The following is a 24,711-nucleotide window of genomic DNA, read 5'->3' on the forward strand; positions in this document are numbered from 1 at the left end:
TTTTTTGTCCTTTATTCACAGCTTTGTTCACAGGGTGAATAACTTTTTTCACATTATACCCATACCCGCTTTAACATATAACTAATAATAGTTTAGATAAAATAAATCAAACTTATTCACATGATATTCACAGGGTGAAGACTTTTTTAAGGAGCGTTTTTGTTAGCAGATACCGTCATAGAACTTTTAAAAGGAGAAATCGCTTCTTTAGAATATGATCGCTATATTAAACAACTAAAATTCCATGAAAAGGCCTCTAATTCGGATCAAATGGTCTTTCTTGCCCCTAATATTTTGATTGCTAATTGGGTTAGAACCAAATATGCCGATAAAATTGCCCATCTCTTTGAACTCAAAACAGGTAAAAAGTCTGAAATCAAAATTGTTCTTAAAGAACATCTTAAAACAACAAAAGTAAAAACAACCCCTATCGAAATAATCGATGCCATTAAAAATACTAAAAACACCATTTTAAATCCATCCTACACCTTTGATAGCTTTGTGGTAGGAAGTTCAAACCAATATGCCTATACAGCTGCTAAATCCATTGCGGAAAAACCAGGTGTGATGTACAATCCTGTTTTTATTTATGGACCTACAGGACTTGGTAAAACACACCTTATTCATGCTATTGGTAATTATGCTCAAGCAAAAGGTAAAATTGTCATTTACGCTACGATTGAACAGTTCATGAATGACTTTACCTACAATCTTCGAAACCAATCCATGGACAGATTTCGTGAAAAATACCGTAATTGCGATGTTTTACTCATTGATGATACCCAATTTTTATCCAATAAAATTCAAACACAAGAAGAGTTTTTTCACACCTTTAATGAACTTCACTCTGCGGGTAAACAAATTGTTTTAACATCCGATAAACCACCTAAAATGATTAATGGCTTAGAAGATCGTTTAAAAAGCCGTTTTGAATGGGGTTTGATTGCCGATATTGGTTTGCCAGAATTGGAAACCAAAATTGCCATTATCAAAAAGAAATGTGAACTAGATGGTATTAATCTTAACAGTGATATTGTTAATTACATTGCAGCCAACATGGGCGATAATATTCGTGAAATTGAAAGCGCTATTATTAACCTCAATGCTTATGCATCACTGATGCGTCAAGAAATTACCCTTGATTTTGCAAAAAATGTTATGCGCGAACAGATTAAAGAGCGTCGTGAAAATATTAGCCTTGAAGATATTATTCAAATTATTGCAAAAGATCTCAATATTAAGCCTAGCGAAATTAAATCAACCAAACGTAGTAAAAACATTGTAGAAGCTAGACGTATTGGTATCTATTTGGCACGGACACTCACACCAAACTCAATGCCATCTTTAGCAACCTATTTTGGAATGAAAGATCATACAGCGGTTTCACACAATATTAAAAAGATTAATGAACTGATTGAAACGAATGAGTCCTTCAAACTCAAAGTTGAAGATCTTAAAAATAAGATTTTAACAAAGCAGATATAAAAAGTTTTGATGGTAAACGTGACGAGATGTGAAAAACTCACACCAAATCTTTCACGCAAATAGTCCCTAGTTTGAGATATAATGTGGATGTTTTCACAAATTCATCCCAATCTACTACTTCAGCTATTTTAAATTAAATAATAAAAGGAGAGTCTATGAAAGTTTCGATCAAAAAAAGTATTTTAGAAAACATGCTACTTAACATACAACCCTATTTAGAAAAAAAAGATTTAAGTCAAATAACATCACATGTTTTACTTATGGCTGAAGAAACTCAATTTACACTAAAAGCAACTGATTATGAAATCGGTCTTAGTTACCATACTCCTGAAATAAAAATTAGTGTTGCAGGTAATGCAACCGCTAATGGTAAAAAACTTTTGGATATCATCAAAGGTTTAAAAGATGACGAAGTTATTTTAGAAACAATCAATGATTACCTCTACATCAAACAGAATAGCTCCAAATTTAAACTTCCAATGCTAAGCCCTAGTGATTTTCCTCCTTTCCCTGAAATTGATTCTAAACCTAAATTTGACATCAATAGCAATACGCTTGTTCGCTCTATCAAAAAGATAGCTCCTGCTATTGATAGTAACAATCCTAAATTTGAACTCAACGGATCATTAATTGATATTAAAGACAATAGCATCAGTTTAGTTGCAACCGATACGAAACGTCTTGCTATTATGAAAATCGAACAACCAACAGAACATGATTTTTCATTGATTATTCCTAAAAAAGCTATCAGTGAAATTCAAAAACTTTTTTTTGATAATATTGAAATTTTTTATGATGAAAATACACTCATTGCAAGTTCAGCCCATTTTACATTTTTTACAAAACTCATCAACGGAAAATTTCCTGATTATCAACGCATTATTCCAAAAAATAAAAACTATCGAATTTTACTTAACCGTGAATCTATGGTGGAATCTATTAAACAAATTTCTATTATTTCCCCTGAAATTAAAATCACTTTTAAACCTGATAAAATCGTCTTTGAAAGTTTAAATGATGATAACATTGAAGCAAAAACAGAAATTGATTTTAAAACAGGACTTGAGAGTGATATTTACCTTGCAGTTAACAGTCGTTATATTTTAGATTTTTTATCTAATATCGAAAATAGTAACTTTACCCTAGGTTTCAATGACAGTGGTCTTCCATTCACTTTAGAAAGTGATAATTTTACGACCATTGTTATGCCAATTATGATTTAAAAAATTAAGCACACAGTGCGTGAGCTTACGCTTTTGTAAACTCAGCGCTAGCGTAGCTTTTAGAGCTTTGCTTTAAAAGCGTATCAAAGAATTAAAAATAGGAAGTGGAGAAAATATGAGTACTTACGGTGCAGACAATATTAAAGTTTTAAAAGGCCTTGAAGCAGTACGAAAGCGTCCAGGTATGTATATTGGTGATACCAACATTAATGGTCTTCATCACCTTATTTATGAAGTGGTTGATAACTCTATTGATGAAGCAATGGCAGGCTATTGTGATCTGATTAAAGTGGAACTTACACGTGAAGGTTCATGTATCGTTATTGATAATGGTCGTGGTATTCCCGTTGGTTGGCATGAGGGTGAAAATATGTCAGCGGCGACGGTTGTTTTAACCGTACTTCATGCAGGTGGAAAGTTTGATAAAGATACCTATAAAGTGAGTGGTGGTTTACACGGTGTTGGTGTTTCGGTTGTAAATGCCCTCTCATCTAAACTTATTGCTACGATTAAACGTGAAGGAAATGAGCATCGTCAAGAATTTGCATGTGGTATTCCTCAAACACCATTAGGTGTGGTTAAAACAACCAATCGTACGGGTACAATGATTGAGTTTTGGCCTGATGGTACTATTTTTGAAACAACAGAATTTCAATTTGAAATTTTGGCAACACGTTTCCGAGAGCTTGCTTATCTTAACCCAAAAATTCGAATTGAACTTAAAGATCAAAGAGATGGACGTGCTGAAGTGTACCACTTTGAAGGTGGTATTAAACAGTTTGTAATGGATCTCAATAAAAAAGAAAAAGTAGCAGAAGCTGTTCATTATACTGCTAGCATTGATGATGTTGAAGTTGATGTTGCGATGATGTATAACTCAACCTACAGTGAAATTTTCTACTCTTTTGTTAATAACATTAAAACCATTGATGGTGGAACCCATGAGAGCGGTTTTAGAGCAGGACTGACACGTGCTATTACCAACTATATCTCTTTAAATGCAGGAGCACGTGAAAAAGATGCCAAAATAACGGGTGATGATGTTCGCGAGGGTTTGATTGCTATTGTCAGTGTTAAAGTACCTGAACCTCAATTTGAGGGTCAAACCAAAGGAAAATTGGGTAGTTCTTACGTTAAACCCATTGTTCAAAAATTGGTCTATGAACAACTGGTTAAATATTTTGAAGAAAACCCTATTGAAGCCAAAGCGATTATGAACAAAGCGCTTGCAGCAGCACGTGGTCGTGAAGCGGCTAAAAACGCACGTGATCTAACACGAAGAAAAGATGCCATGAGCATTGGTACACTTCCTGGAAAATTGGCAGATTGTCAAAGTAAAGATCCAAGTATTTGTGAACTTTACCTCGTAGAGGGCGATAGTGCGGGCGGTTCTGCAAAACAGGGACGTGACAGGGTTTTTCAAGCTATTTTGCCACTTAAAGGTAAAATTCTTAACGTTGAAAAAAGCCGTTTAGACAAAATTTTAAAATCCGATGAAATTAAAAATATGATTACTGCCTTAGGATGCGGTATTGGTGATGAATTTAACGAAGAAAAACTTCGTTACCACAAACTAATTATTATGACCGATGCGGACGTCGATGGTAGCCATATTCAAACCCTTCTTTTAACATTCCTTTTCCGCTTTTTGCGTCCTATTGTAGATAATGGTTATGTCTATTTAGCGCAGCCACCACTTTACCGTTATAAAAAAGGTAAAAAAGAGATTTATCTCAAAGATGATCATGAAATGAATGCTTTTTTAATTGAATCAGGTATGGATAGTATTGCGATTGAAGGTGTTGGAACTCCTGATTTAGTGGATTACTTTAAAATTATTTCTGCGTATAGAGGTATTTTAAAAGAGCTTGAAAAACGTTTTGCTATGATCGAAGTAATTCGTTATTTAATTGAAAATCCAGATTTGATTGTACTTCCTACGGAAGGATTATTTGTTGAAATTCAAAAATTTATTACAAACCTTGGTTACAATATTTTAAATCATTACATCAATGATGAAGGAATTCATCTCTTTATTCAAACCAAAGATGGTTTAGAAGAACTTCTTTTAGATGAAACGTTCTATACCAATCCTCTTTATGAAGAAGCACGTTACATTTATACAAAAATACAAGAACGTGACTTTGATGTGTTTGACGGCAAAGATCCTGTTGAAGTGTTAGATGAAATCGAAAAAAGTGCTAAAAAAGGTGCTTATATCCAACGCTACAAAGGTCTTGGTGAAATGAATCCAGAACAACTTTGGGAAACAACTATGAATCCTGAAAACAGACGCCTTTTACAAGTTAAGGTTGAAGATGCAGAAGCAGCCAGTGACACCTTTACCCTCTTTATGGGTGATGAAGTTGAACCTCGCCGACAGTACATTCAAGATCATGCCAAAGATGTAAAACACTTGGACGTTTAATGCTCTATTCTGAGATTAAGGAGAGAGAAAATCGATTTATTACAGCTCTTAAAATCGCTTTTCCTTTTCTTCTTCTCATCGGCATTTTTTTTCACGCATTTCAACTTTTTCCTTATACTTCAGTCAATTTTATTCTTCTTATTTTGTTAATTCCCATTTATGTTTATTATACGGTCTATTTGATTTATCATGGATTTCAAACAACGTTGATTGATCCTACGACTAAAACATTTACCAGAATGGAAATAATGACTAAAATCGAAAACATAAAAGATCGAGAAAACACGACAATTATCTTTTTACATGTAAATAATTTTAGTGATATTAATGAGCGTTATGGTATCCATAATGGAGATATTCTGCTCTTTCATTTTATACAAAAATTAGAGTTTTTTTTACGAGAACATCATTTTAAAAATGTTTCCATTGGGCGCTATAGCAATGATAGTTTTTTGTTTTACATTAAAAATCCAAGTAAAGAACTTCGTCATCTTTTAACTATTTTTACGAAGAGTGTTCAAAATGTAGGAATTTCGAATATCGAAATAAAAGTTGATTTTTCACTTTTAAGTGCTGCCTATGACAGTGATACAAAAAATATCATAGAACATCTTTTAATGCTCATAGAAGAACAAAAAAAGAGTGAAGAAATAATGCCAAATATCAAGCTCAATCAATTTCAAATGATTATAGATGAAGCAATTAAATACCATCAACTTTTTTTTAAATATCAACCCTCTTTAAGCCTTGAAACGGAAAAAATCGAAATAGTAGAAGTCTTAACCCGTATGGAATCTCAAACCTATGGACTGCTTTCCAAACAACAGATTCAGCGTATTGTTAACCACACAGGGTATGAAAAAATATTTGATGAAAAAGTTTTTGAACTTCTAGTGGAGGAAATTTTACCTTTACTGGAAAAAGAAGTTCTTTTGAGTATTGAAATTTCACCTGTAACACTACGAAATCTCAGTTTTAAGCACTATCTTATAACACTTTTTGAAAAAAAGAATATTGCACCAAATCGCTTTATTCTTGAATTTACAGAAAAAAAGAGTTATGAAAATATGCACCGGTTTAGAGAAATTATAGAGAGTTATCAAGAAGTCGGGTTTAAAATAGCCCTAGGTAATTTTGGGGGTAATAACTGTAGTTTTGAGTATCTTAAACATTTACCCATTGATTTAGTGAAGTTTGACATTGAATTTACTAAAAAAATAGATGATTCCAAATACCAACAACTTCTTTTACATTATGTAGAACTCATCCAAACACTTCATATACAAAGTATGGTAAAATTTGTCGATAAAGAGGCATATTTTCAAAAGATGAAAGAGATGAAACCTGATTATATACAAGGGTTTTGTATTTCAAAGCCTAAAAATTTAGAACAAATAGTAGGAGATATTTTATGAAATACGGTGAACAAATTATTAAAGAATTTGATGTTGAAAAAGACTTAGAAATTTGGCCTAATCAACATAAAAAAAATTATGTGATTAAGCTTACATTGCCAGAGTTTTGTTGTTTGTGCCCACGCAGTGGTTATCCCGATTTTGCAACCATTTACATTGACTATACTCCTGATGAACTTGTTGTTGAGCTCAAAGCAATCAAGCTTTACATTAACAGTTTTATGAACCGAAACATTAGCCATGAAAATAGTGCTAATGAAATTTATGATTTACTAGATCGTAAACTCAAGCCAAAATGGCTCAAAGTTGTTGCTGATTTTAATCCAAGAGGTAACGTTCATACGGTCATTGAAATCGATTCAAAACAAGTACGAAATGAGAGTTCATGTTAAGTCCAAAACTCATTGAGCAGTTTTTTGGGGCTGCATCGATTCAGCGTTGGAATGATTATCCACGCATGGTTGAACTCGTGGAACTTGATAAACAAGCGCATAAATTTATCATAGCTTATTTGATCGCAAAAATGGAACCCAAAGAGAGCATTAATATGCGCTCTTTAATTGAAGCGGGCATTTTTGAATTTTTGCGTCGCGTGGTTGTCACCGATATTCGCCCCGATGTTTTTCGCAAAGCACTTCAAAAAAAAGAGAAAGAGATCAATACTTGGGTTTTAGAACAGCTCTATGATTCACTCAGCGATATTGAAGAGGGTGCTTTTTACGAGCGTTTTAAAACCTATCTAAATGATAGTTCCATGTATAAAAAAGAGCGTTTTATCCTTAAAGCCGCTTCGTATATGGCAACGCGTTGGGAATTTTCCATTGTCTATCAAACCAGTCAATTTTTAAACAATATTGATCGCGTGAAAGAGGCGGTTGAAGAAGAAATTGAGGATTATTACGAACTCATAAGTGTTCGCAAAATGGCAATGAATAAAAAAATCTCTAAAATTGTTGATTTAAGCGGACGACTTCGTTTTCAAAAGCGTTGGGCACAAACGCCTCGTATTCCTGAAACTTCTGTATTGGGTCATATGCTGATTGTCGCCATTTTGGGCTATTTTTACTCTCTTTCAGCCAAAGCGTGTGACGGGCGTCTGGTCAATAACTTCTTTTGTGCTCTTTTTCATGATTTTCCTGAAGCCCTCACCCGTGACATCATCTCTCCCGTTAAATATTCTGTCAGTGGATTGGATGATATTATCAGTGAGTTTGAAATTAAGATGATTGAAGAAGAGATATTGCCCTACCTTCCAGAGGGGCTCACTAAAGAGTTTAAATACCTTCTTGGACTTTACGGGGACAATCAAAAAGATGAATTTATGAACCGAATCAATGAGCATGAAATCAAAATGGTTGAAGATGTTTCAGCCTACAATGAGGAAAAATACAATGCCATTGATGGAAAAGCACTTAAAAATTGCGATAATTTAGCTGCATTTATTGAAGCGACACTTTCTATTTCGCATGGTGTTAGATCCAAAGAACTAATACAAGGCAAAGAGCATATTCGCGGTAAATTGAAAGAAAAAGGAAAAATAGGAAATGTTGATTTTTATGAATTAGCATTGGAAATTGAAACGTATTTGGGAGTTTAGAAAAAAGGTATAAAAAAACCCTCTCCCAGATGACTGCGGCACACACCTAAAAAAAGCGCTCTGCTGTGTTCCCACCCTGAAGCGTTACTCTTAAAAGACATTGCACAGGTCTAGAAGAAGGCGAAGCGTATTTTACCCAAAAATTCTTAAAATATACAGAGGATAGTCATGGTAGACCCAAAAATTGAAGAGAGTTGGAAAAATGTTTTACGTGAAGAGTTTCAAAAGCCCTATTTTGAAGCTTTAAAAAGCTTTTTAGTGGAAGAAAAAACACACTATACTGTTTATCCTAGTGGTGCAAACATCTTTGCGGCATTTGATAACACACCCTTTGAGAGCGTTGAAGTGGTCATTTTAGGGCAAGATCCTTATCATGGAGCGAGCCAGGCACATGGGCTCTCTTTCTCTGTACAAGACGGCATCCAGCATCCGCCATCCCTTCAAAATATTTTTAAAGAGCTTAAAGATGATTTGGGTTGTACCATTCCTAAAAATGGTAATTTAACTGCGTGGGCAAAGCAAGGTGTCTTTTTACTCAACACCGTTTTAACCGTGCGTGCTAGCGAAGCTAATTCACACCGCGGACAAGGTTGGGAAAACTTTACAGATGCTGTGATTAAGACGTTAAGCACTGAAAAAGAGCATTTGGTATTTATTCTTTGGGGCAGTCCAGCAGGTGCAAAAGCGAGCCTCATTGATGGTAAAAAACACCTGATTTTACGTGCTCCTCACCCTTCTCCTCTTTCCTCATACCGTGGATTTTTTGGCTCGAAGCCCTTTTCAAAAAGCAATGAATATCTTACATGTAACGGCAAAAAACCGATTAATTGGTGCTTAGCTTGAATGTAAAAGAGGCGATTTACGCGTGGTATCAAAAAAATGGTCGTCATGATCTTCCCTGGCGCCAAACTACTGATGCCTACAAAATTTATCTCAGTGAAATTATGCTGCAACAAACCCAAGTCAAAACGGTTCTTGAGCGGTTTTACTTTCCCTTTTTAGAGCGCTTTCCAACGTTAAAAAGCGTGGCAGAGGCTCCGCTTGATGATGTTTTAAAAATGTGGGAAGGGCTTGGCTACTACACGCGTGCTCGTAATCTTCATCACACGGCCATTACATGTAAAGGGGTTTTACCCAAAAGACCCGAAGAATTAGGCGGGCTTAAAGGCATTGGAAAAAGTACGGCACATGCCATTTGCTCGTTTGCGTATCATCAAGCACTCCCAATCTTGGATGCCAATGTGAAGCGCGTTTTGTGTCGTTATTTTGCACTCAGCGTCAAAGATGAAAAAGTGCTTTGGAAAAAGGCGTGGGAACTGTTACATGTAAAGCAGCCCTATGAACATAACCAAGCAATGATGGACATTGGAGCACTCGTGTGTACGCCCAAAAATCCAAACTGTTTAGAGTGTCCACTAAACTTTACATGTAAAGGTAAAGATACGCCTGAAAACTATCCACAATCCCTTAAAAAAGCGAAAGTTCCTATCAAGCGACGTTTTGCCTTGGTTGCACTCAAAGAGGGCAAATTGGGGCTCATTCAACGTAAAGAAAGACTTCTTCATGGCCTTTGGGGATTTATTCAAGTGGATGAGTGCCCAGAAAATGCAGAAATTTTAGGAAAAGTAACGCACACCTACAGCCATTTTAAGCTGGAGTTAGAAGTCGTGAAATGCGATTTACATGTAAAAGTTGATGATTATTTTACGCCAGAGCAGATTGCAACACTGGCTCTATCAACGGTTGATAAAAAGATTTTATATCTACCCGCCATGATGGGGAATGTAACCCCTGCTACCCCAAAGTAAAAGTGTCGCACCACACAAACTGACCACCATCATAACGCCCATGATAGGCAAGAGTGTATCATCGTGTAAAGAGCTTGCAATAAAGCCCATGAGTGCTCCCACGCTGTACTGTAAAACACCAATAATGGCATTGGCTGATGCACTAATACTTGGGAAAAATTCCAATGTCAATGAGACAGAATTTCCGAAAACAAACCCTAAAATACCAACATAGAGTCCTACTAAGGGAAAAATAACAAAGAGGCCTGCGTCACGTAATACAAATAACATAATACCGACAATGGCTTGTACGATAACTCCAAAACGTAAGAGTTGTAAAGGGTCTTTTCGCTTCACAACCCAAACATTAAGCCTTCCAAAGATCATCATCATTAAAACATTAACACCGAAAAAAAGTGAAAATCGGCTTGCGCTGACATGAAAATGCTCCATGTAAACGAATGAGGAAGAGGTAATAAAGGTATACATACCAGAGGTACAAAGAATTTGTGAAACAATGAAAACCATTGCAAGTTTGTGGCTTAAAACGGTTTTATAGTTTTGAATGGGGGTAATTTTAGTGCGTATTTGCTTTATGGCAGGAAAGCGAAATAGATAAAAAATTAGGGCAAAAAGGGTGTAAAATCCAAGGATTAAAAAGATGGCTTCCCACTCAAAAAATTTAAGAACCAATGCGCCAAGCGTTGGTGCTAACAGTGGTGCCATGAGCATGACCATCGCAATTAATGAAAAAATACGTGCACTCTCTTTCCCATTAAACATGTCGCGTACGGTGGCAGAGACATTGACAGTGGCAACACCTCCTCCAAAAGATTGAAGAGCTCGAAGAATCCAAAAAATTTCGATTTGATTGGTAATGGAGAGCAATAAACTGCTCATTCCAAAAACAATCAATCCTATCATAACCATAGGGCGTCTGCCGTAAGCATCGGAAATGGGCCCACCCAAAAGCTGTCCCATTGCCATACCAAAAAAGTAAAGGCTAAGGCTAAATTCAACATTGGGGATACTTGTGTGAAGGTCTGTTGCAATGGCTGGGAATGAAGGTAAATACATATCAATCGCCAAAGGAGTAATTGCCGATAAAGACGCAAGGACTAAGACGATTTGGCGCTCTGTAAGGGCTTTAGACATGCGTTTTTTTCTTTCGTGTAGATAGTTTTATAGAAATTATAGGGTAAAAATTTAAATTTTATGTTAATAGTTAAGAGAATATTTTGAAACGGTTAATATTATAATCCTTTTGATCACCATACATTAATAGTTTTTTAAGCGGACTCTATCTACAATCTTGTAATAAATGATATGTGATAAAGTATTACATATGTTGGAACAAACTTTTTTTGCTAACGGTAAGTGCCAGACATTGAACGATTAAGGTTACTCACAATGATTTATTTCCTATTTTTTAGATAATAAAGTCTTTGATGAATGTTAAAAATTTATCATATGGAGGTTTTGCAATGTCGAAACGGATCATTTCGATACTAGTTCCTGTCTTGGTTTTACTGATCGTTTGGTTTTCTCCTATTCCCTCAGGGCTTACTATTCAAGCGTGGCATTATATGGCAATCTTTTTAGCTGTGATTGTTGGACTTGTTATTGAGCCTGTTCCTGCCGCATTGGTAGGACTAATAGGTGTTTCACTAATGGCTTTAATAGGACTTGCGGGCAAAACACCCGCAGCCAATGTCAAATGGGCACTTTCGGGGTTTTCCAATTCCACGATTTGGCTTATTTTTGCAGCATTTATGTTTGCAATGGGTTACCAAAAAACGGGTTTAGGAAAAAGAATATCGCTTATCATGATTCGCTACATGGGTAAAAGTTCACTCGGTCTTGGCTATGCGGTGGCGTTTGCCGACCTTGTATTAGCACCCTTTATGCCTTCGAATACGGCGCGAGGAGGAGGAACCATTTTCCCTATTGCGATTAACATCCCCATTATTTTCAATTCAACACCTGAGCATGAACCTCGTAAAATGGGTGCATACATCACATGGATAGCGATGAGCGCAACCTGTGTGACAAGCTCCATGTTTCTAACGGCACTTGCCCCCAATCTTCTTGCCATTGATCTCATCGCAAAAGGTGCAAATATTTTCATAACATGGGGTGCGTGGGCAAAAATCATGGTACCTCTTATGTTGCCACTTTTCCTTGTAACGCCACTTTTGGTTTATTGGATTTATCCACCTACTCAAAAACAGTCTCCTGAAGCGCCTGCATGGGCAAAAGATGAGTTAAAAAAGATGGGCACTATCGCGTTAAAAGAAATTTTGATGGGATCATTCGCATTTTTAGCGCTCATCCTTTGGATCTTTGGTAAAGAGCTCAATGTTGATGCAACAATAGCCGCGATTTCTATCACCGTACTGATGGTCTTAACCAATGTTGTCTCTTGGGATGATGTCATTGGTAATAAGCCTGCATGGAATATTTTAGTCTGGTTTGCAACACTCGTGGCATTAGCCTCAGGGCTTAAAGATGTCGGTATTTTGGCATGGATGGGCAAAGGGACTGAAGTTTATCTCTCAGGACTAAGCCCCACAATGTTGATGATCTTGATGATAGTGCTCTTCTTTCTTTTGCACTACTTTTTTGCCAGTTTAACGGCGCACACGACAGCATTATTGCCTATTTTTATTGTGATTGCGTCAAAACTGATTGCTCCTGATCAGTTGATGACTTTTATGATTTTACTCACCAGTACGATTGGTTTGATGGGAATTATCACTCCTTATGGTACAGGACCTTCGCCTATTTGGTATGGCGCTGGTTATATTTCACAAGGAAAATGGTGGGCATTAGGCGCTATTTTTGCAACTATTTTCATGGCGGTACTTTTAGTCGGTGCTTTGATTTTTCTCTAAATATGATTTACATGTAAAGGATATAACGATGTTTGTACTCGATCAAAAAGAGATGATGACTCAAACGTTAGGAAAGTTTGTGGATTTAGTTTCCAAAGAGCTCCCTGATGATGTGATGGCAAAGCTTAAGGAACTCAGAGTTCAGGAAGAACAACCTTTGGCTAAAGCCATTTATGATGTGATGTTTGAAAATATGGATAAAGCGAAAAAGCTCAGTCGCCCCACCTGTCAAGATACGGGAGTCATTCAATATTTTGTCAGAACAGGTGCTAAATTTCCCTATTTGGGACAATTACGTGAGATCTTAAAAGAGGCTACGATTCTTGCTACCAAAAGTGCTCCACTGCGCTTGAATGCTGTTGAAGTCTTTGATGAAGTCAATACAGGAACCAATGTTGGTACGGATGTTCCTTATATTACGTGGGAAATCGTTGATGATAGTACCAACGTAGAGATAGAAGTTTATCAAGCGGGCGGCGGTTGTTCGCTTCCTGGACGAAGTATCGTTTTACCACCACTTGCAGGTTATGAGGGAGCGATGCAATTTGTTTTCGATACGGTTGTTAACTGGGGCATCAATGCGTGTCCTCCCTTGATTGTTGGTATCGGTATCGGAACTTGTTCTAATTCATCGGCACTACTTTCTAAAAAAGCGATGCTCCGCCCTGTCGGTACACATAATCCTCATCCTAAAGCGGCAGAAATGGAAAGGACGGTTGAAAAAGGGCTCAATGACATAGGACTAGGACCTCAAGGTATTTCGGGAAAAAACAGCGTCATGGCTGTTCATATTGAAGGTATGGCACATCATCCTTCCGTTCTTGGTGTTGGTGTAACCATAGGCTGTTGGGCAAATCGCCATGGCGTGATTCGTTTTGATGAACACATGAACTATGAAATTGTTTCGCACAAAGGAGCTACATTATGAAAAAAATTTTAACAACCCCCATTTCAGATGAAGCCATCAAATCACTCAAAGTCGGTGACATTGTTTATTTAAGTGGAACGCTTGTTACGTGTAGAGATGAAGGGCATAGACGCATTATTGCTGAGGGGATCATGCCCAAACTTCCGATGGATCGCATTGCTATTTTTCATGCAGGGCCTATTGTCAAAGATGTTGAAGGTGGCTGGGAGATGGTTTCCATTGGACCAACCACCAGTATGCGCATGGAGCGCTACGAAAAGGAGTTTTTAGCCAAAACGGGTGTGAAACTTGTCATTGGAAAAGGCGGAATGGGAGCAAAAACGGCGGAAGGGTGTAAAGAGAGCACGGCGGTTCATGCGGTTTTCCCAGGAGGGTGTGGTGTGGTCGCTGCCGAACAAGTGGAAAAAATAGAAGGCAAAGAGTGGCCAGAATTTGGAATGCCTGAGGCGTTTTGGATCCTCAAAGTTAAAGAGTTTGGACCGTTGATTATTTCAATTGATGCGGAGGGAAATAACCTTTTTGAAGCCAATAAAGTAACATTTCATGAGCGAAAAGACGAAGCACTTGCGAAGACTTCAAAGCATATTGTTTCGATGATTGCAAAGAGTTAGAAAAAGTAAGGCGCATATAGAGCGCCTTTTTGTTATTTAAAATTAGAAAGAGTGCTGTTCATGCTGTAGATGATATGTTGACGCATCGTTTCGCAAGCTCCAGCATAATCTTTTGCCGTTAGTTGCTCAACAATTTTGTTATGGTCTGCGAGTGAAATACCCGCATACTCTTGCGCCGTTACCAAGCGGTTCATGGAGAGACCATTCCAGAGTAGAGAGAGAAACGATTTGAGTTTTTCACTGTCAGCGGCTTCCCAGATGGTCATATGAAATGCCTGATTTGCGAGGTTATAGGCTTCTGTATCGCCCGCTTGTTCGGCACGTTGACCTTGTTTGTTGACATTTTGGATCGCTTTGAGTGTTTCGTCATTCATGTGTTCACATGCTCTACGAAGTGCTTCTGTTTCAAGCAAGATGCGCATCTCGTAGTGGTCTTTAATAGCTTCTTCGGAGATGCCTTTTACGATGGCGCAACGGTTCTGACGAAGCTCTAAGAGTCCTTCATTCGCAAGGATTTGAAACGCTTCGCGCACGGGTGTACGAGACATTCCGACTTGTTCACCAACGCTATCCAGCGTGATAGACTGACCTTTGCTAATACCACCAGAAAGGATTGAAGAGCGTAGTATGGAGGCTACCTGTTCACGCGCGGGTAACATTTGTATTTTTTTAAGATTGATCATAGGATGCTCTTTAATAGACTGTTTTATTTAGTATAGCATGACAAGGCTATCTTTTCAAGAAAGTGGTTAATTTTACTGGTATCAAAGTGTTTGAAGATGTTACAAGTTTTCTTTACATGTAAAGGTTTGAAGAGTGATTAAAGTAAAGCATTGCTTTTGTTTGGATGCAACAGTAAAATTGGAGAAAAAAGACGCGCTCACCTTTACATGTAAAGAAAAAAAGAAAGGATAAAGAATGCATGCGATTGAAAAGTTATTAGCCAAAAAAGCAGGCAAAGCGAGTGTTAAAACAGGTGAGATTATCAACTGTGAAGTCGATATGGCAGGCATCAATGATCTCTACTTGCAAACGCTTCGCTCTTTTTTTGAGATGGGTGGTACAAAGGTGTATGATCCCAGTCGGGTGATTATGTTTTTAGACCATTATGCCCCTGCTTCCACGATTACTCAGGCTGCAAATCAGAAGCAGTTTCGGGAGTTTTGTTGGGATCAAGGCATAGATCTTCTCATGGACATTGACCAAGGGGTATGTCACCAAGTTTTGGCAGACAAAGGTTTGGCGTATCCGGGAGAAATTGTGGTTATCACGGACTCTCACACGACAACACATGGTGCGTTTGGAGCGTTTGGAACGGGTGTGGGAGCGACCGATTTGGCGATCATTTTAGCGACAGGAAAATTGTGGTTTAGGGTACCTGAAATTATTAAGATCAATTTTGAGGGGAAATTACCCAAAGGTGTCTATGCCAAAGATGCTATCTTGCACGCGATTGGCGCACTTGGAGCGGATTATGCCGTGTATAAAGCGGTTGAATTTGGTGGCTCTATGTTGGAGCATCTGAGCATCTCAGAACGTATGGCACTGTGCAATATGAGCACGGAGATGGGCGCCAAAGCCAGCTACATACAGCCTGACGCGATTACAATGGCGTTTTTGAAAGAGAGAGTGACACGCCCGTATGAGATTTACCATACCGACGCTGATTTTAAATATGCCGATGAAGTAAGCTTTGATGTGCGTGAGCTTAAACCTCAACTTGCCGCACCTTCGAGTGTCGATAATGTCTATGATCTGAGCCAATTTATCGGTCGCCACATCGATCAAGCCTATTTGGGCTCATGTACGGGTGGCAGGGCGGATGACATCGGTATTGCGGCGCATATTCTCAAAGGCAAAAAAGTGGCTTCTCGCACACGATTTGTCATTGTTCCTGCCTCCAAAGGCGTTTTGCTTGAGGCGATGGAAAAGGGGTATGTGAAAACATTGATCGAAGCGGGAGCGACCTTTGTCACGCCCGGATGTGCCGCCTGTTTGGGAACGCATGAGGGAATGATCGCCTCAGGTGAGACCTGCATCACAACCACCAATCGCAATTTTCCAGGACGCATGGGCGACACCAAAGCGGAGATTTTTCTAGGTTCACCCGCAGCCGTTGCTGCAGCGGCTTTGATGGGCGAAATCGTCGATCCTACGCTTTACATGTAAAGGAGAAAAGATGCAAAAATTATTGAGTGGCAATGCCTTCGTTTTTGGCAAAAATGTTGATACCGACCAGATTTATCCGGGGCGTTTTGTGGAGTTCACCGATGTGGAAGATGTCGCTAAATACGCGATGTTTGGGGCTGACCCTGACTTTACCAAAAAAGTGAAAAAAGGCGATTTTATCGTTGCGGGTACCAATTTTGGCTGTGGCAGTAGTCGTGAACATGCCGCCATTACCCTTAAAGCGGTGGGTGTGGGTGCGATCATCGCAGAGTCTTTTGCGCGCATTTTTTACCGCAATGCGATTAATCTTGGTGTTCCTCTTTTGGTTTGTCCGAATATCTCAAAACTGATCCACATGAATGATGCTTTGAGTATTAATCTACAAAGTGGCACGATTCGCTCTGAAAAAGGCTTGATTGCAACCGCAGAACCTCTATCTGAATATGTGTTACACATCTTGGAAAGCGGTGGGATTAAGCCATTGATTAAAAACCAATTAGAGGCGCAAAAGCACGCTTGAAACGAAGGAGCAGGTTCTTCTGCTCCCTTTACATGTAAAGATTTGAATATCTAACTTTTTTGGTTTTTAATGCTTTAAGTTAAGCCGTTATACAATGAAGAAAAGACGAGCTTAAAGGAGTCAGTTGATGCTAAAAGATATCATGACATGTTTAATCGTTTTATGCTTCCTTAGCGGATGCGGTGACACAAAAAAGAACGATAACAATCAAGTGATAGGTGAAAATAGCGTTGAAAAAATCTATCAAGATGCAATCAAAGAAACTATTTTAAAAACGACCAAAGATCCGAAGGCTTATCAAGCACTTTCATGGAAACTGTTGAAAAGCAGCGAGGCTGTGACGAAGCGCCTTGGTAAAAGAGCAGTTTTTATTGACCATGCGTATAAAGAGAAAAATATTTACGGTGGCGAGATTAAACGTGATAATATCTATTTTATCGGTGATTCTAAACCAAGCCTTATTATTGATTTTGATATGAAACTGGTGTTTGAGGAGTTTCTTGCCAGTCAAAGCATGCGCGATATTTTCTCCCAAACTATTTGGAATTTAGAAACCCTACAATCAGAGTACCAAAAACGCTCAAACGACCTTGTTGCTAAAGAGCATATCAAAGACTTTATGTATTCTATTCACCATTACAGCAAAGCCGATCAAGAATCCCTCATTCAAGCTATTACGAATGCCAATAACCCAATGTTTATTGCGAAAAATATGGCCATTTTTTTAACAATGCGATCGTTCCCTGAGCTGATGGAAGAGTTACTGTTTGATGAAATCACCTATAAAGGAAAATACAAATAAGGAGTTACCATGAAAAAATTTTTATACCTTTTATCTTTTTTAACACTTTGTACATCTCTTTCGTATGCAGATGATCTCATGAATGGATTAAACGCATACGAGAAAAGTGACTACGATAGTGCAGTTACATTTTTTCAAAGTGGTTGCGATGCAGATAATGCCGAAGCGTGTTATAACCTTGGCAATATGTACGACTCAGGGCTTGGCGTTTACAAAGATAAAGATGATGCAAAAGCTGTTTCACTCTTTACAAAGTCATGTGATGGCGGTTTTTCAGATGGTTGTTACAATCTTGGCATCATGTATGACACAGGAGAAGGTGTCGCCAAAGATGCCATCAAAGCGTTTACCCTTTTTTATAAATCGTGCGAAAGTGGTCATACGAGAGGCTGTTACAGCGTTGCGCTGATGTACTACAAAGGGCAAGGTGTCCAAAAAGATTACAGTAAAGCTCTTTCATTGTTCCAAAAAACCTGTGATGAAGGCTATGAAAAGAGCTGTTATAATTTGGGTGTGATGTACCGCAATGGTGAAGGAGTAGCCAAAAATTTGGATAAAGCACTCGAACTTTACAAACGTGCCTGTGAACAAAATCTCTCAATCGCATGTGATAAATATGGAAAACTTAGAAATGAGATGCAGTAAAAAGTAGGTAATGGCAGAGAGGAAGGGATTCGAACCCTCGGTGAGTTGCCCCACACACGCGTTCCAGGCGTGCTCCTTCAACCGCTCGGACACCTCTCTATGATCGGAAGAGTGGAAGTATAACGATTTTGTGCTTATTTGAGGATTAATGACATCAAGTGAGTTGATGCCATTAATCCTTCTTCTAGGCACATATTACGTTTTACTCTTTACGAATGCTTTTAAAAGCTTCAATCAATTTTTCAAAACCAATTTTACTTGATTTTTCGACAGAGCGAAATAGCTCAATTCCTTCTCGTGAGTCTGAATGTGTCGCAAATGCGTCAATCGCTTTTTTCAAGCCATCATGAACACCAATGTGGTGGTTACTAACCTCTTGTACAATGGCGTTATTAAGTTTAGCGCTAATATTGCCAAACCACTTACCAAAGCGACATGATGTATGTCCCAAGATATCAATTTTTTTCTGTGAGAGGGCTGCATTGTAGCCTTGGAGTTTGAGGAGAATATGATCAATTTTACCATTGCTGACAGAAATTTCATTGGTTACATTGTCACATTTATTGGTAATACTTTGTGAATTTGAAAGCATTGTTGTAATCTCGCCACTAAACGCTTCTAATATTTTCATAGAGGCGCGTGATTCCGTTTGGAATGTTTCACTAGTATCGGCCATAGAGTTAGTGTTCTGTTTGAGAATGCTAATGTTTGATTCGACTTCGAGGGTTGCTTTTTGGGTGCGTTCAGCAAGTTTACGCACCTCATCGGCGACAACAGCAAAACCACGCCCATGTTCTCCTGCACGTGCAGCTTCAATAGCGGCATTGAGTGCTAAAAGATTGGTTTGGTCTGAAATATCTTTAATAAGGTTGATAATGTCACTGATGGCAGAAACACTGCTTGAGAGGTTTTCAACATCATGTGTAAATTTTTGCGTGAGTTCTTGCACTTTTTCAAGAGATTGGGCAATATCTTTGGTTTGTATTCCGATACTTTCTCCCCCTTTAAGTGAAGCATTATTGAGTGTGTTAATCTCATTGAGCATCGTTAAGCTTTCTTCAATGGTATTTTGAAGGAAGTTCATACCATCTTCATAGCTTCCAAGTAGAATTGTTAAAAGCTCATCTTTAGTTTGATTGATAGGTGTTGCATTCTGAGTTTCTTCTAAAGATTTTTGTTGAGATTGTTCATGTCGTATGACTTCGCTCTTGAGTGTTTCAAGTTCGTTTTTAAGTGTCTGATTTTCAGTTTCTAATTCTGCTATACGTCGTCCGCCAAACATTATTTTCTCCTTTGGTTTAAGTACAAAGCATTATAACGAAGAAGCGTGACTTTTGTGTTGTAATCCAATAACGTTTTAGGTTAATAATACCCCACGCAGATCCCACTCGAAAGCGTGATTTTTTTTTCAAAAGGAGAAGGACCAAAATACTTACATTTTTCAATGTAGATATGGTAGTTGTAGTCTAATTTCAAATCATCGTAAAATTTTTGGAGATTGACCAATTTGATATCACATACATCAATAATCTCTAATGCTTTGTAGATGCAAGAGTTGTTGTGTTCTATGAGATGGGAAGGCGCAAGTCCTGTATATTTGCAAAAGGCTTGAGATTGTACCATTCCTGTAAGATTTGTGCACTGTTTAACAATCTCTTTGTATTTAGGAATGATGCTCTCTTTTCGCAGGAATACTACCCTTGCATCATCAAATTTCGCGGCTTCAACATCTTTCCAGTAACGATAGGCATTGGATGAAATTCCTGCAAGGAGGCTAAATTCTTTGTTTAAAACATAATTATTGAGCCAATGATTGTGCGTCAGGATGTCCATCTGCATGTTACATAATCTTCATACCCAGTTGCGCAAGGACAATAACCAGTACCAAACCAAGAGGATAAACCGCTGCATAAGCGATGGAAGGGTAGTCTGTTTTGGTCATGTTGTTTGCCATCGTTAATGAAGGGGTAGAGGTCATAGCGCCTGAGAGTAGACCTAAAATATCTAAGAAATTCATCTTGAAAATTTTTCGACATATAAACGTTATAAGACCCAAAGAGAGAATAAGCGCACCAAGGGCGAGTATGATGGGTAAAATGCCATTGTTTTCTAGTGACTCAACGAGGTATTTGCCTGCATTCGTGCCCAGTGTTGCGATAAAAATGAGTTGACCAAGCGTTTTTAAAAGTGTCGTTGAATGGGGTGAAAGATTCCATACGATTGGTCCAACACGTCCAAGACGCCCAAGGATTAAGGCGGTAATTAAGATACCACCAACAAAGCTGAGTTTGATGTCGCCTACACCTGGGATATAAAGAGGAATGCTTCCTAATAAAATACCAAACACAACTCCCAAAGAAATAGGTAAAAAATCTGCAGCGGGATATTTTAAAAGATCATTACCAATGAGTTTTGTCACTTTTTCACCATACGCATTAGGTGCAACAACGTAGAGTTTATCACCAAGACGCAAGGTAAGGCTTGGGTATGCAGGAATATCAATACCTGCACGTCTTACTTTTGTAATCACCGCACGAAGAGATTTCAGCTCTTTGATCATACCGATTTTTTTACCCACGATCTCTTTTGAAGTGGTGAGGAGTCTAAGAACGATCATATTGTCTTGGAATTCATGCTCTTCTCCAATCTCTTGACCCAAAACGATGCTGAGATTTGCCAGTTGTTCTTCCGTTCCTGCAACTCTAATAACATCTCCAAAACTCAAAGAAACGTCTTCCGTGGTATGGTCAATCGCGCCATCTGAGGTCATACGTTCAATGACCGTAGAGGTCATGCTCTCTATTTTGGATTTTTTGATTTCGATATTTCTGAAGTTTTCATTGGTAATGCGAAAGTTACGAGTCAAAATGTCAGGAAAGCGTACTTTTTGACTTGACTCGTACTCTTCAACCTCTTTTTGTAAATCAACACGAAAAAGCACTGGAAGTAGACGAATAAAAAGTACTGTTGCCACAATTCCAAAAGGATAAACTAGGCCGAAAATAACAGAAGTCGTTGGTGTATGCTTAATCTCAAGAGCTGCCGCAAGTGCTGGAACGCTGGTAAGGGCTCCTGTAAAAATACCATCGATGATGGTTTTAGGCATCTCAAAAAAGTAACCAAAACCAAAAATAATGACAAAGAGCAAGACTAAAAGTGCCGTAGCAATTAAATTGAGCTTGAGTCCTTCATGCTTGATGGTATCGAAGAAACCAGGACCAGATTGAAGCCCTACTGCATAGATAAAAATCGCCAATCCAAAGTATTGAAATGCATCAGAGATTACCATACCAAAATGCCCTGCGATGAGTGCTACGATAAGCATGGCGGTCACATCCAGAGAAAAGCCTCTGACTTTGATATTACCTAAGATATAACCGACAGAAATGATGGAAAAAAGATAGAAAATTTCATTATTAATCATAAAAAAGTGTGCCTTAAAAGAATTAGACGAATTATACCTTAATTAGCCGTTACTTTTAAGGCAAATGTGACTAAAAATCTTTCTCGATTTTAAACGCATCAAAGATGATGTCAACAGCAGTCATACGTGCACCATGATTGGTTGCGTCGAGTATTTCACCATCGGTATAACCAAGATCACGAAGTATTTGAACATCTTTGGCTTCAACGTCGTGTGGTGTTCGCACCGCTTTGAGAACAAAGAGAAGCATTGCTTTTTCTTTCTCCTCAAGTTTTGCACTTTTTGGGTCAGCACGCATTGCTTCCACTTCTTTAGGGGTCCAGCCCAGCATGTTGATGAGGATAGAAGCATTCATATCGACACAATAGCTACAGCTGTTTTTATCGGAAATAAGCATACGAATAGAGGCAAGCAAAGGCATCGAAAGGCTTTTTTGTTTAACCATGTAATATTCGATGAAACTCATTTGCTGTTTGATCAGCTCTGGACTTGCACTAAAGATTTGCGCTGAGTTACTCACTCGTCCGCGCATTGCAGTGATTTTTCCATAAAGCTCTGCGAGCTCACCTGTGGCATTTTCGGGTTTGACGGTATTGATTAATGGCATGATGTTTCCTTTTTAAGTAATGGTATCCATTCGTTAAGCGTTAAAACGCGACTAAATCCAAATGCTTGCGCGACTAAAAAAGCTTGGTGCAACTCTTGTGCACTCACCTCCCCTGCTTCATTGGAAAATGCCAGCGTGCCATTGGCATCGCTTAAAAACTCGACGTTAAAACCAAGTTGTGAGGCATCACGCGCCGTGGCGTCGCAACAGTTTTGCGTCATATAGCCTATGATGGCAACAGTGTCGACACCAAGAGTTCGCAATCTGTAGTTTAAGTCTGTTCCTGCAAAAGAGCTCGCATGGTTTTTCTCAATATAAAGGCCAGGCTTTAGTTTCTTGAGCTCATCGTGAAATTCCCATAGGTAGCTTCCTCGTACAAAGGCTCCTGCATCTTTTTGAAGGCTGGTATGTTGCACAAAAACGATCAAAATTTCCGCTTTTTGCGCTTCGGAAATGGCTGTTTTGATCCGCTCAAAACTATGGGGTGGATAGCTAATCGGTAAAGCACCGCCATCAAAATACTCATTTTGAACATCCACAACAATAAGAGCACGTTTCATAAAACCTCCTTGACTGTTTGGTCAAGTGAAGTTTAACAAAAATTGACCATTTAGTCAAGTAATGTAAAAATATGCTATAATCAACTCAATTACACAAGGAAAAAGAGATGGAAACGACACGAGATAAGCTTATTAATGCCACCTTTGACGAAGTTTTTTCGCACGGCTATCAAGGTGCATCACTCTGCGATATCTTAGCTAAAGCAGGCGTTCACAAAGGTTCTATGTACCACTTCTTCGCCAATAAAAAAGAGATGGCACTTGCTGCGATCGAAGAAGTGATACTCAAAAAAAATCTAGAAAAATACAGCTATGTCGAAACCTACACCAGCGGCTTTTTGGAAGAGTTTTACACACGCCTGCGCGACACATCAGTGCGTGACTTTCAACGTGGCTGCCCCATTGCCAATGTCGTGCAAGAGATGTCTAACATCGATGAAGATTTTAACACCTTGATGAAGTCCATCTACGGTGCATTTCGCACCAACGTCAAAGCCATTTTCGACAAAGCGGTGACCGTAGGAGAGATGAAACCCTGCGATACAACCAAACTGGCTCTTTTTACCACTTCAACCATTGAGGGCGCTATACTTTCGGCAAAAGCGACACAGAACGTTCAGGATTACGTCGATGTGATAGAGGAGTTGATTGAGCATATTGAGGGGAAGCGATGAAAATAGTGAGAATTACAAAAAATGATTTACCAAAACTATCAACGCTTTTTACGGAGTTTATAGGAACCAAAAGCAATCTTGGCAAAATGTCTTCCAGTTTGGACTCTATAATGGCAAATCCAAATTATAGTGTATTGGGCGCAAAAATAGAGGATGATTTAATCGGCTCAGCTATGGGAATTATTTGCTTTGACTTAGTGGGAGAATGCCAATCTTTCATGGTGATAGAAAATGTTGTCGTCGCAACACATGCGAGGAGTAAAGGTGTTGGAAGGGCACTTATGAGTGCTTTGGAAGCTGAAGCATTAAAAGCTAATTGCCGTTACATAATGCTCGTATCTTCAATAAGTAGAGTAGATGCTCATGAGTTTTATAAATCACTTGGATATGAAACTGATGGATTTAAGGGATTTAAAAAGTATATGGTGTAAAATTTAGCGATATTGGAGTAGTTTTGAATACGCAATTATTCTATATTTTTATCTATTAAGGAAAAAAATGAACATTATCACGATAGTTGCTATTGTCTCTTTGATAGGCATTGGAGTATTACATTTTTATTGGGCATTGGGTGGCAAGGTTTGGCTTAATAAGTCAATACCGACCATCAATGGAAAACCTTTGTTGCACCCTGGAAAAATTGCGACCATTGTTGTAGGTATAGTTTTAATTGGATTTGCTTGGATTGCATCTGCGCTTTCTTTTGGCGATTTATATTCAACTTTATACGGTAAGTATATAGTATATTTTGGATGGATTGTATCAGGGATATTTATTGTGCGTGCTATTGGGGATTTTAATACTGTTGGTTTTTTCAAAAAAATAAAAACTTCGGATTTTGCATTGTATGATACAAAATTTTATTCGCCCTATGCCCTATTTATCGGGATTGTATTTGCACTTTTATCTTATCAAGTGTAAAGAGCTATACGTTATACAGTC

25 protein-coding genes, 1 tRNA gene and 1 other RNA gene are annotated in these 24,711 nt (G+C 38.3%); 18 read left to right on the top strand and 9 right to left on the bottom strand.

Annotated features, from left to right (window positions below):
* Positions 1-159 precede the first annotated feature (159 nt).
* The 6 genes from dnaA to SJPD1_RS00030 all read left to right on the top strand — a co-directional run bounded on the left by dnaA (position 160) and on the right by SJPD1_RS00030 (position 8,148).
* Positions 160-1,485, top strand: a complete 1,326-nt coding sequence (dnaA, locus tag SJPD1_RS00005; RefSeq protein ID WP_096045403.1) for a chromosomal replication initiator protein DnaA — start codon at positions 160-162, stop codon at positions 1,483-1,485.
* Between the two features lie 155 nt (positions 1,486-1,640).
* Positions 1,641-2,708, top strand: a complete 1,068-nt coding sequence (dnaN, locus tag SJPD1_RS00010; RefSeq protein WP_096045404.1) for a DNA polymerase III subunit beta — start codon at positions 1,641-1,643, stop codon at positions 2,706-2,708.
* 115 nt (positions 2,709-2,823) lie between these two features.
* Positions 2,824-5,136: a DNA topoisomerase (ATP-hydrolyzing) subunit B gene (gene gyrB, locus SJPD1_RS00015; RefSeq protein ID WP_096045405.1), complete on the top strand. Its 2,313-nt coding sequence runs from the start codon at positions 2,824-2,826 to the stop codon at positions 5,134-5,136.
* Positions 5,136-6,551 carry a bifunctional diguanylate cyclase/phosphodiesterase gene (locus SJPD1_RS00020; RefSeq protein WP_096045406.1) on the top strand — a complete coding sequence of 472 codons (1,416 nt, stop codon included), beginning with the start codon at positions 5,136-5,138 and terminating at the stop codon, positions 6,549-6,551. Before gyrB ends, SJPD1_RS00020 begins: the two co-directional genes overlap by 1 nt.
* Complete coding sequence (queF, locus tag SJPD1_RS00025; RefSeq protein ID WP_096045407.1) at positions 6,548-6,943, top strand: preQ(1) synthase; 396 nt, start codon at positions 6,548-6,550, stop codon at positions 6,941-6,943. The genes SJPD1_RS00020 and queF overlap by 4 nt, the downstream gene beginning before the upstream one ends.
* Complete coding sequence (locus SJPD1_RS00030) at positions 6,937-8,148, top strand: HD domain-containing protein (RefSeq protein WP_096045408.1); 1,212 nt, start codon at positions 6,937-6,939, stop codon at positions 8,146-8,148. The genes queF and SJPD1_RS00030 overlap by 7 nt, the downstream gene beginning before the upstream one ends.
* A gap of 19 nt (positions 8,149-8,167) precedes the next feature.
* Here SJPD1_RS00030 and ffs read toward each other — a convergent pair.
* An RNA gene (gene ffs, locus SJPD1_RS00035) (signal recognition particle sRNA small type) lies at positions 8,168-8,265 on the bottom strand.
* 51 nt (positions 8,266-8,316) lie between these two features.
* Between ffs and SJPD1_RS00040 the strand changes: the two genes are divergently transcribed.
* Both SJPD1_RS00040 and mutY read left to right on the top strand, forming a co-directional pair.
* On the top strand, positions 8,317-8,991 hold the full coding sequence (locus SJPD1_RS00040; protein ID WP_096047754.1) for a uracil-DNA glycosylase: 675 nt from the start codon (positions 8,317-8,319) through the stop codon (positions 8,989-8,991).
* The gene (gene mutY / locus SJPD1_RS00045; RefSeq protein ID WP_226372212.1) at positions 8,979-9,956 is read left to right on the top strand and encodes an A/G-specific adenine glycosylase; all 978 of its coding nucleotides are present in this window, start codon (positions 8,979-8,981) and stop codon (positions 9,954-9,956) included. The genes SJPD1_RS00040 and mutY overlap by 13 nt, the downstream gene beginning before the upstream one ends.
* Here mutY and SJPD1_RS00050 read toward each other — a convergent pair.
* Positions 9,912-11,090: a multidrug effflux MFS transporter gene (locus tag SJPD1_RS00050; protein WP_096045410.1), complete on the bottom strand. Its 1,179-nt coding sequence runs from the start codon at positions 11,088-11,090 to the stop codon at positions 9,912-9,914. The genes mutY and SJPD1_RS00050 overlap by 45 nt on opposite strands.
* Positions 11,091-11,419: 329 nt before the next feature.
* On the opposite strand from SJPD1_RS00050, the gene SJPD1_RS00055 reads away from it, so the two are divergent.
* From SJPD1_RS00055 to ttdB, 3 genes are read left to right on the top strand one after another with little or no spacing between them, the layout of a single operon-like run.
* Positions 11,420-12,829, top strand: a complete 1,410-nt coding sequence (locus tag SJPD1_RS00055) for a DASS family sodium-coupled anion symporter (protein WP_096045411.1) — start codon at positions 11,420-11,422, stop codon at positions 12,827-12,829.
* Positions 12,830-12,857: 28 nt separating this feature from the next.
* Positions 12,858-13,757, top strand: a complete 900-nt coding sequence (ttdA, locus tag SJPD1_RS00060) for a L(+)-tartrate dehydratase subunit alpha (protein WP_096045412.1) — start codon at positions 12,858-12,860, stop codon at positions 13,755-13,757.
* Positions 13,751-14,368, top strand: coding sequence for a L(+)-tartrate dehydratase subunit beta (gene ttdB, locus SJPD1_RS00065; RefSeq protein ID WP_210394423.1), 618 nt, complete (start codon positions 13,751-13,753; stop codon positions 14,366-14,368). The genes ttdA and ttdB overlap by 7 nt, the downstream gene beginning before the upstream one ends.
* A 32-nt stretch (positions 14,369-14,400) precedes the next feature.
* On the opposite strand, the gene SJPD1_RS00070 is transcribed toward ttdB, so the two are convergent.
* Positions 14,401-15,051 carry a GntR family transcriptional regulator gene (locus SJPD1_RS00070; protein ID WP_096045414.1) on the bottom strand — a complete coding sequence of 217 codons (651 nt, stop codon included), beginning with the start codon at positions 15,049-15,051 and terminating at the stop codon, positions 14,401-14,403.
* A 235-nt stretch (positions 15,052-15,286) separates the two neighbouring features.
* Here SJPD1_RS00070 and SJPD1_RS00075 point away from each other — a divergent pair, with 235 nt between their 5' ends.
* The 4 genes from SJPD1_RS00075 to SJPD1_RS15005 all read left to right on the top strand — a co-directional run bounded on the left by SJPD1_RS00075 (position 15,287) and on the right by SJPD1_RS15005 (position 18,504).
* The gene (locus tag SJPD1_RS00075) at positions 15,287-16,537 is read left to right on the top strand and encodes a 3-isopropylmalate dehydratase large subunit (protein ID WP_096045415.1); all 1,251 of its coding nucleotides are present in this window, start codon (positions 15,287-15,289) and stop codon (positions 16,535-16,537) included.
* A 10-nt stretch (positions 16,538-16,547) separates the two neighbouring features.
* Entirely contained in the window at positions 16,548-17,057 is a 510-nt protein-coding gene (locus SJPD1_RS00080) for a LeuD/DmdB family oxidoreductase small subunit (RefSeq protein WP_096045416.1), read from the top strand.
* 127 nt (positions 17,058-17,184) lie between these two features.
* Positions 17,185-17,859 carry a hypothetical protein gene (locus tag SJPD1_RS00085; protein WP_096045417.1) on the top strand — a complete coding sequence of 225 codons (675 nt, stop codon included), beginning with the start codon at positions 17,185-17,187 and terminating at the stop codon, positions 17,857-17,859.
* 9 nt (positions 17,860-17,868) lie between these two features.
* Positions 17,869-18,504, top strand: a complete 636-nt coding sequence (locus SJPD1_RS15005) for a tetratricopeptide repeat protein (RefSeq protein WP_096045418.1) — start codon at positions 17,869-17,871, stop codon at positions 18,502-18,504.
* 11 nt (positions 18,505-18,515) lie between these two features.
* Here SJPD1_RS15005 and SJPD1_RS00095 read toward each other — a convergent pair.
* From SJPD1_RS00095 to SJPD1_RS00120, 6 genes are all read right to left on the bottom strand, one after another.
* Positions 18,516-18,603 (bottom strand) — tRNA-Ser (locus tag SJPD1_RS00095).
* A gap of 103 nt (positions 18,604-18,706) precedes the next feature.
* Positions 18,707-19,786: a methyl-accepting chemotaxis protein gene (locus SJPD1_RS14865; protein WP_096045419.1), complete on the bottom strand. Its 1,080-nt coding sequence runs from the start codon at positions 19,784-19,786 to the stop codon at positions 18,707-18,709.
* Between the two features lie 80 nt (positions 19,787-19,866).
* Positions 19,867-20,343, bottom strand: coding sequence for a cheVAW transcriptional regulator CheQ (gene cheQ / locus SJPD1_RS00105; RefSeq protein ID WP_096045420.1), 477 nt, complete (start codon positions 20,341-20,343; stop codon positions 19,867-19,869).
* Between the two features lies 1 nt (position 20,344).
* Positions 20,345-21,928 carry an aspartate:alanine exchanger family transporter gene (locus SJPD1_RS00110; RefSeq protein ID WP_096045421.1) on the bottom strand — a complete coding sequence of 528 codons (1,584 nt, stop codon included), beginning with the start codon at positions 21,926-21,928 and terminating at the stop codon, positions 20,345-20,347.
* Between the two features lie 70 nt (positions 21,929-21,998).
* Positions 21,999-22,535, bottom strand: coding sequence for a carboxymuconolactone decarboxylase family protein (locus SJPD1_RS00115; protein ID WP_096045422.1), 537 nt, complete (start codon positions 22,533-22,535; stop codon positions 21,999-22,001).
* Positions 22,526-23,095 carry a cysteine hydrolase family protein gene (locus tag SJPD1_RS00120; protein WP_096045423.1) on the bottom strand — a complete coding sequence of 190 codons (570 nt, stop codon included), beginning with the start codon at positions 23,093-23,095 and terminating at the stop codon, positions 22,526-22,528. Before SJPD1_RS00120 ends, SJPD1_RS00115 begins: the two co-directional genes overlap by 10 nt.
* Before the next feature lie 107 nt (positions 23,096-23,202).
* Between SJPD1_RS00120 and SJPD1_RS00125 the strand changes: the two genes are divergently transcribed.
* The 3 genes from SJPD1_RS00125 to SJPD1_RS00135 all read left to right on the top strand — a co-directional run bounded on the left by SJPD1_RS00125 (position 23,203) and on the right by SJPD1_RS00135 (position 24,690).
* Complete coding sequence (locus SJPD1_RS00125) at positions 23,203-23,769, top strand: TetR/AcrR family transcriptional regulator (protein WP_096045424.1); 567 nt, start codon at positions 23,203-23,205, stop codon at positions 23,767-23,769.
* A complete protein-coding gene (locus SJPD1_RS00130) occupies positions 23,766-24,200 on the top strand; it encodes a GNAT family N-acetyltransferase (protein ID WP_096045425.1) in 435 nt (144 codons plus the stop codon). The genes SJPD1_RS00125 and SJPD1_RS00130 overlap by 4 nt, the downstream gene beginning before the upstream one ends.
* Positions 24,201-24,267: 67 nt before the next feature.
* Positions 24,268-24,690: a DUF3995 domain-containing protein gene (locus SJPD1_RS00135; protein WP_096045426.1), complete on the top strand. Its 423-nt coding sequence runs from the start codon at positions 24,268-24,270 to the stop codon at positions 24,688-24,690.
* The last annotated feature ends 21 nt before the right edge of the window (positions 24,691-24,711 follow it).

This window comes from Sulfurospirillum diekertiae, assembly GCF_002309535.1.
Classification (GTDB): domain Bacteria; phylum Campylobacterota; class Campylobacteria; order Campylobacterales; family Sulfurospirillaceae; genus Sulfurospirillum; species Sulfurospirillum diekertiae.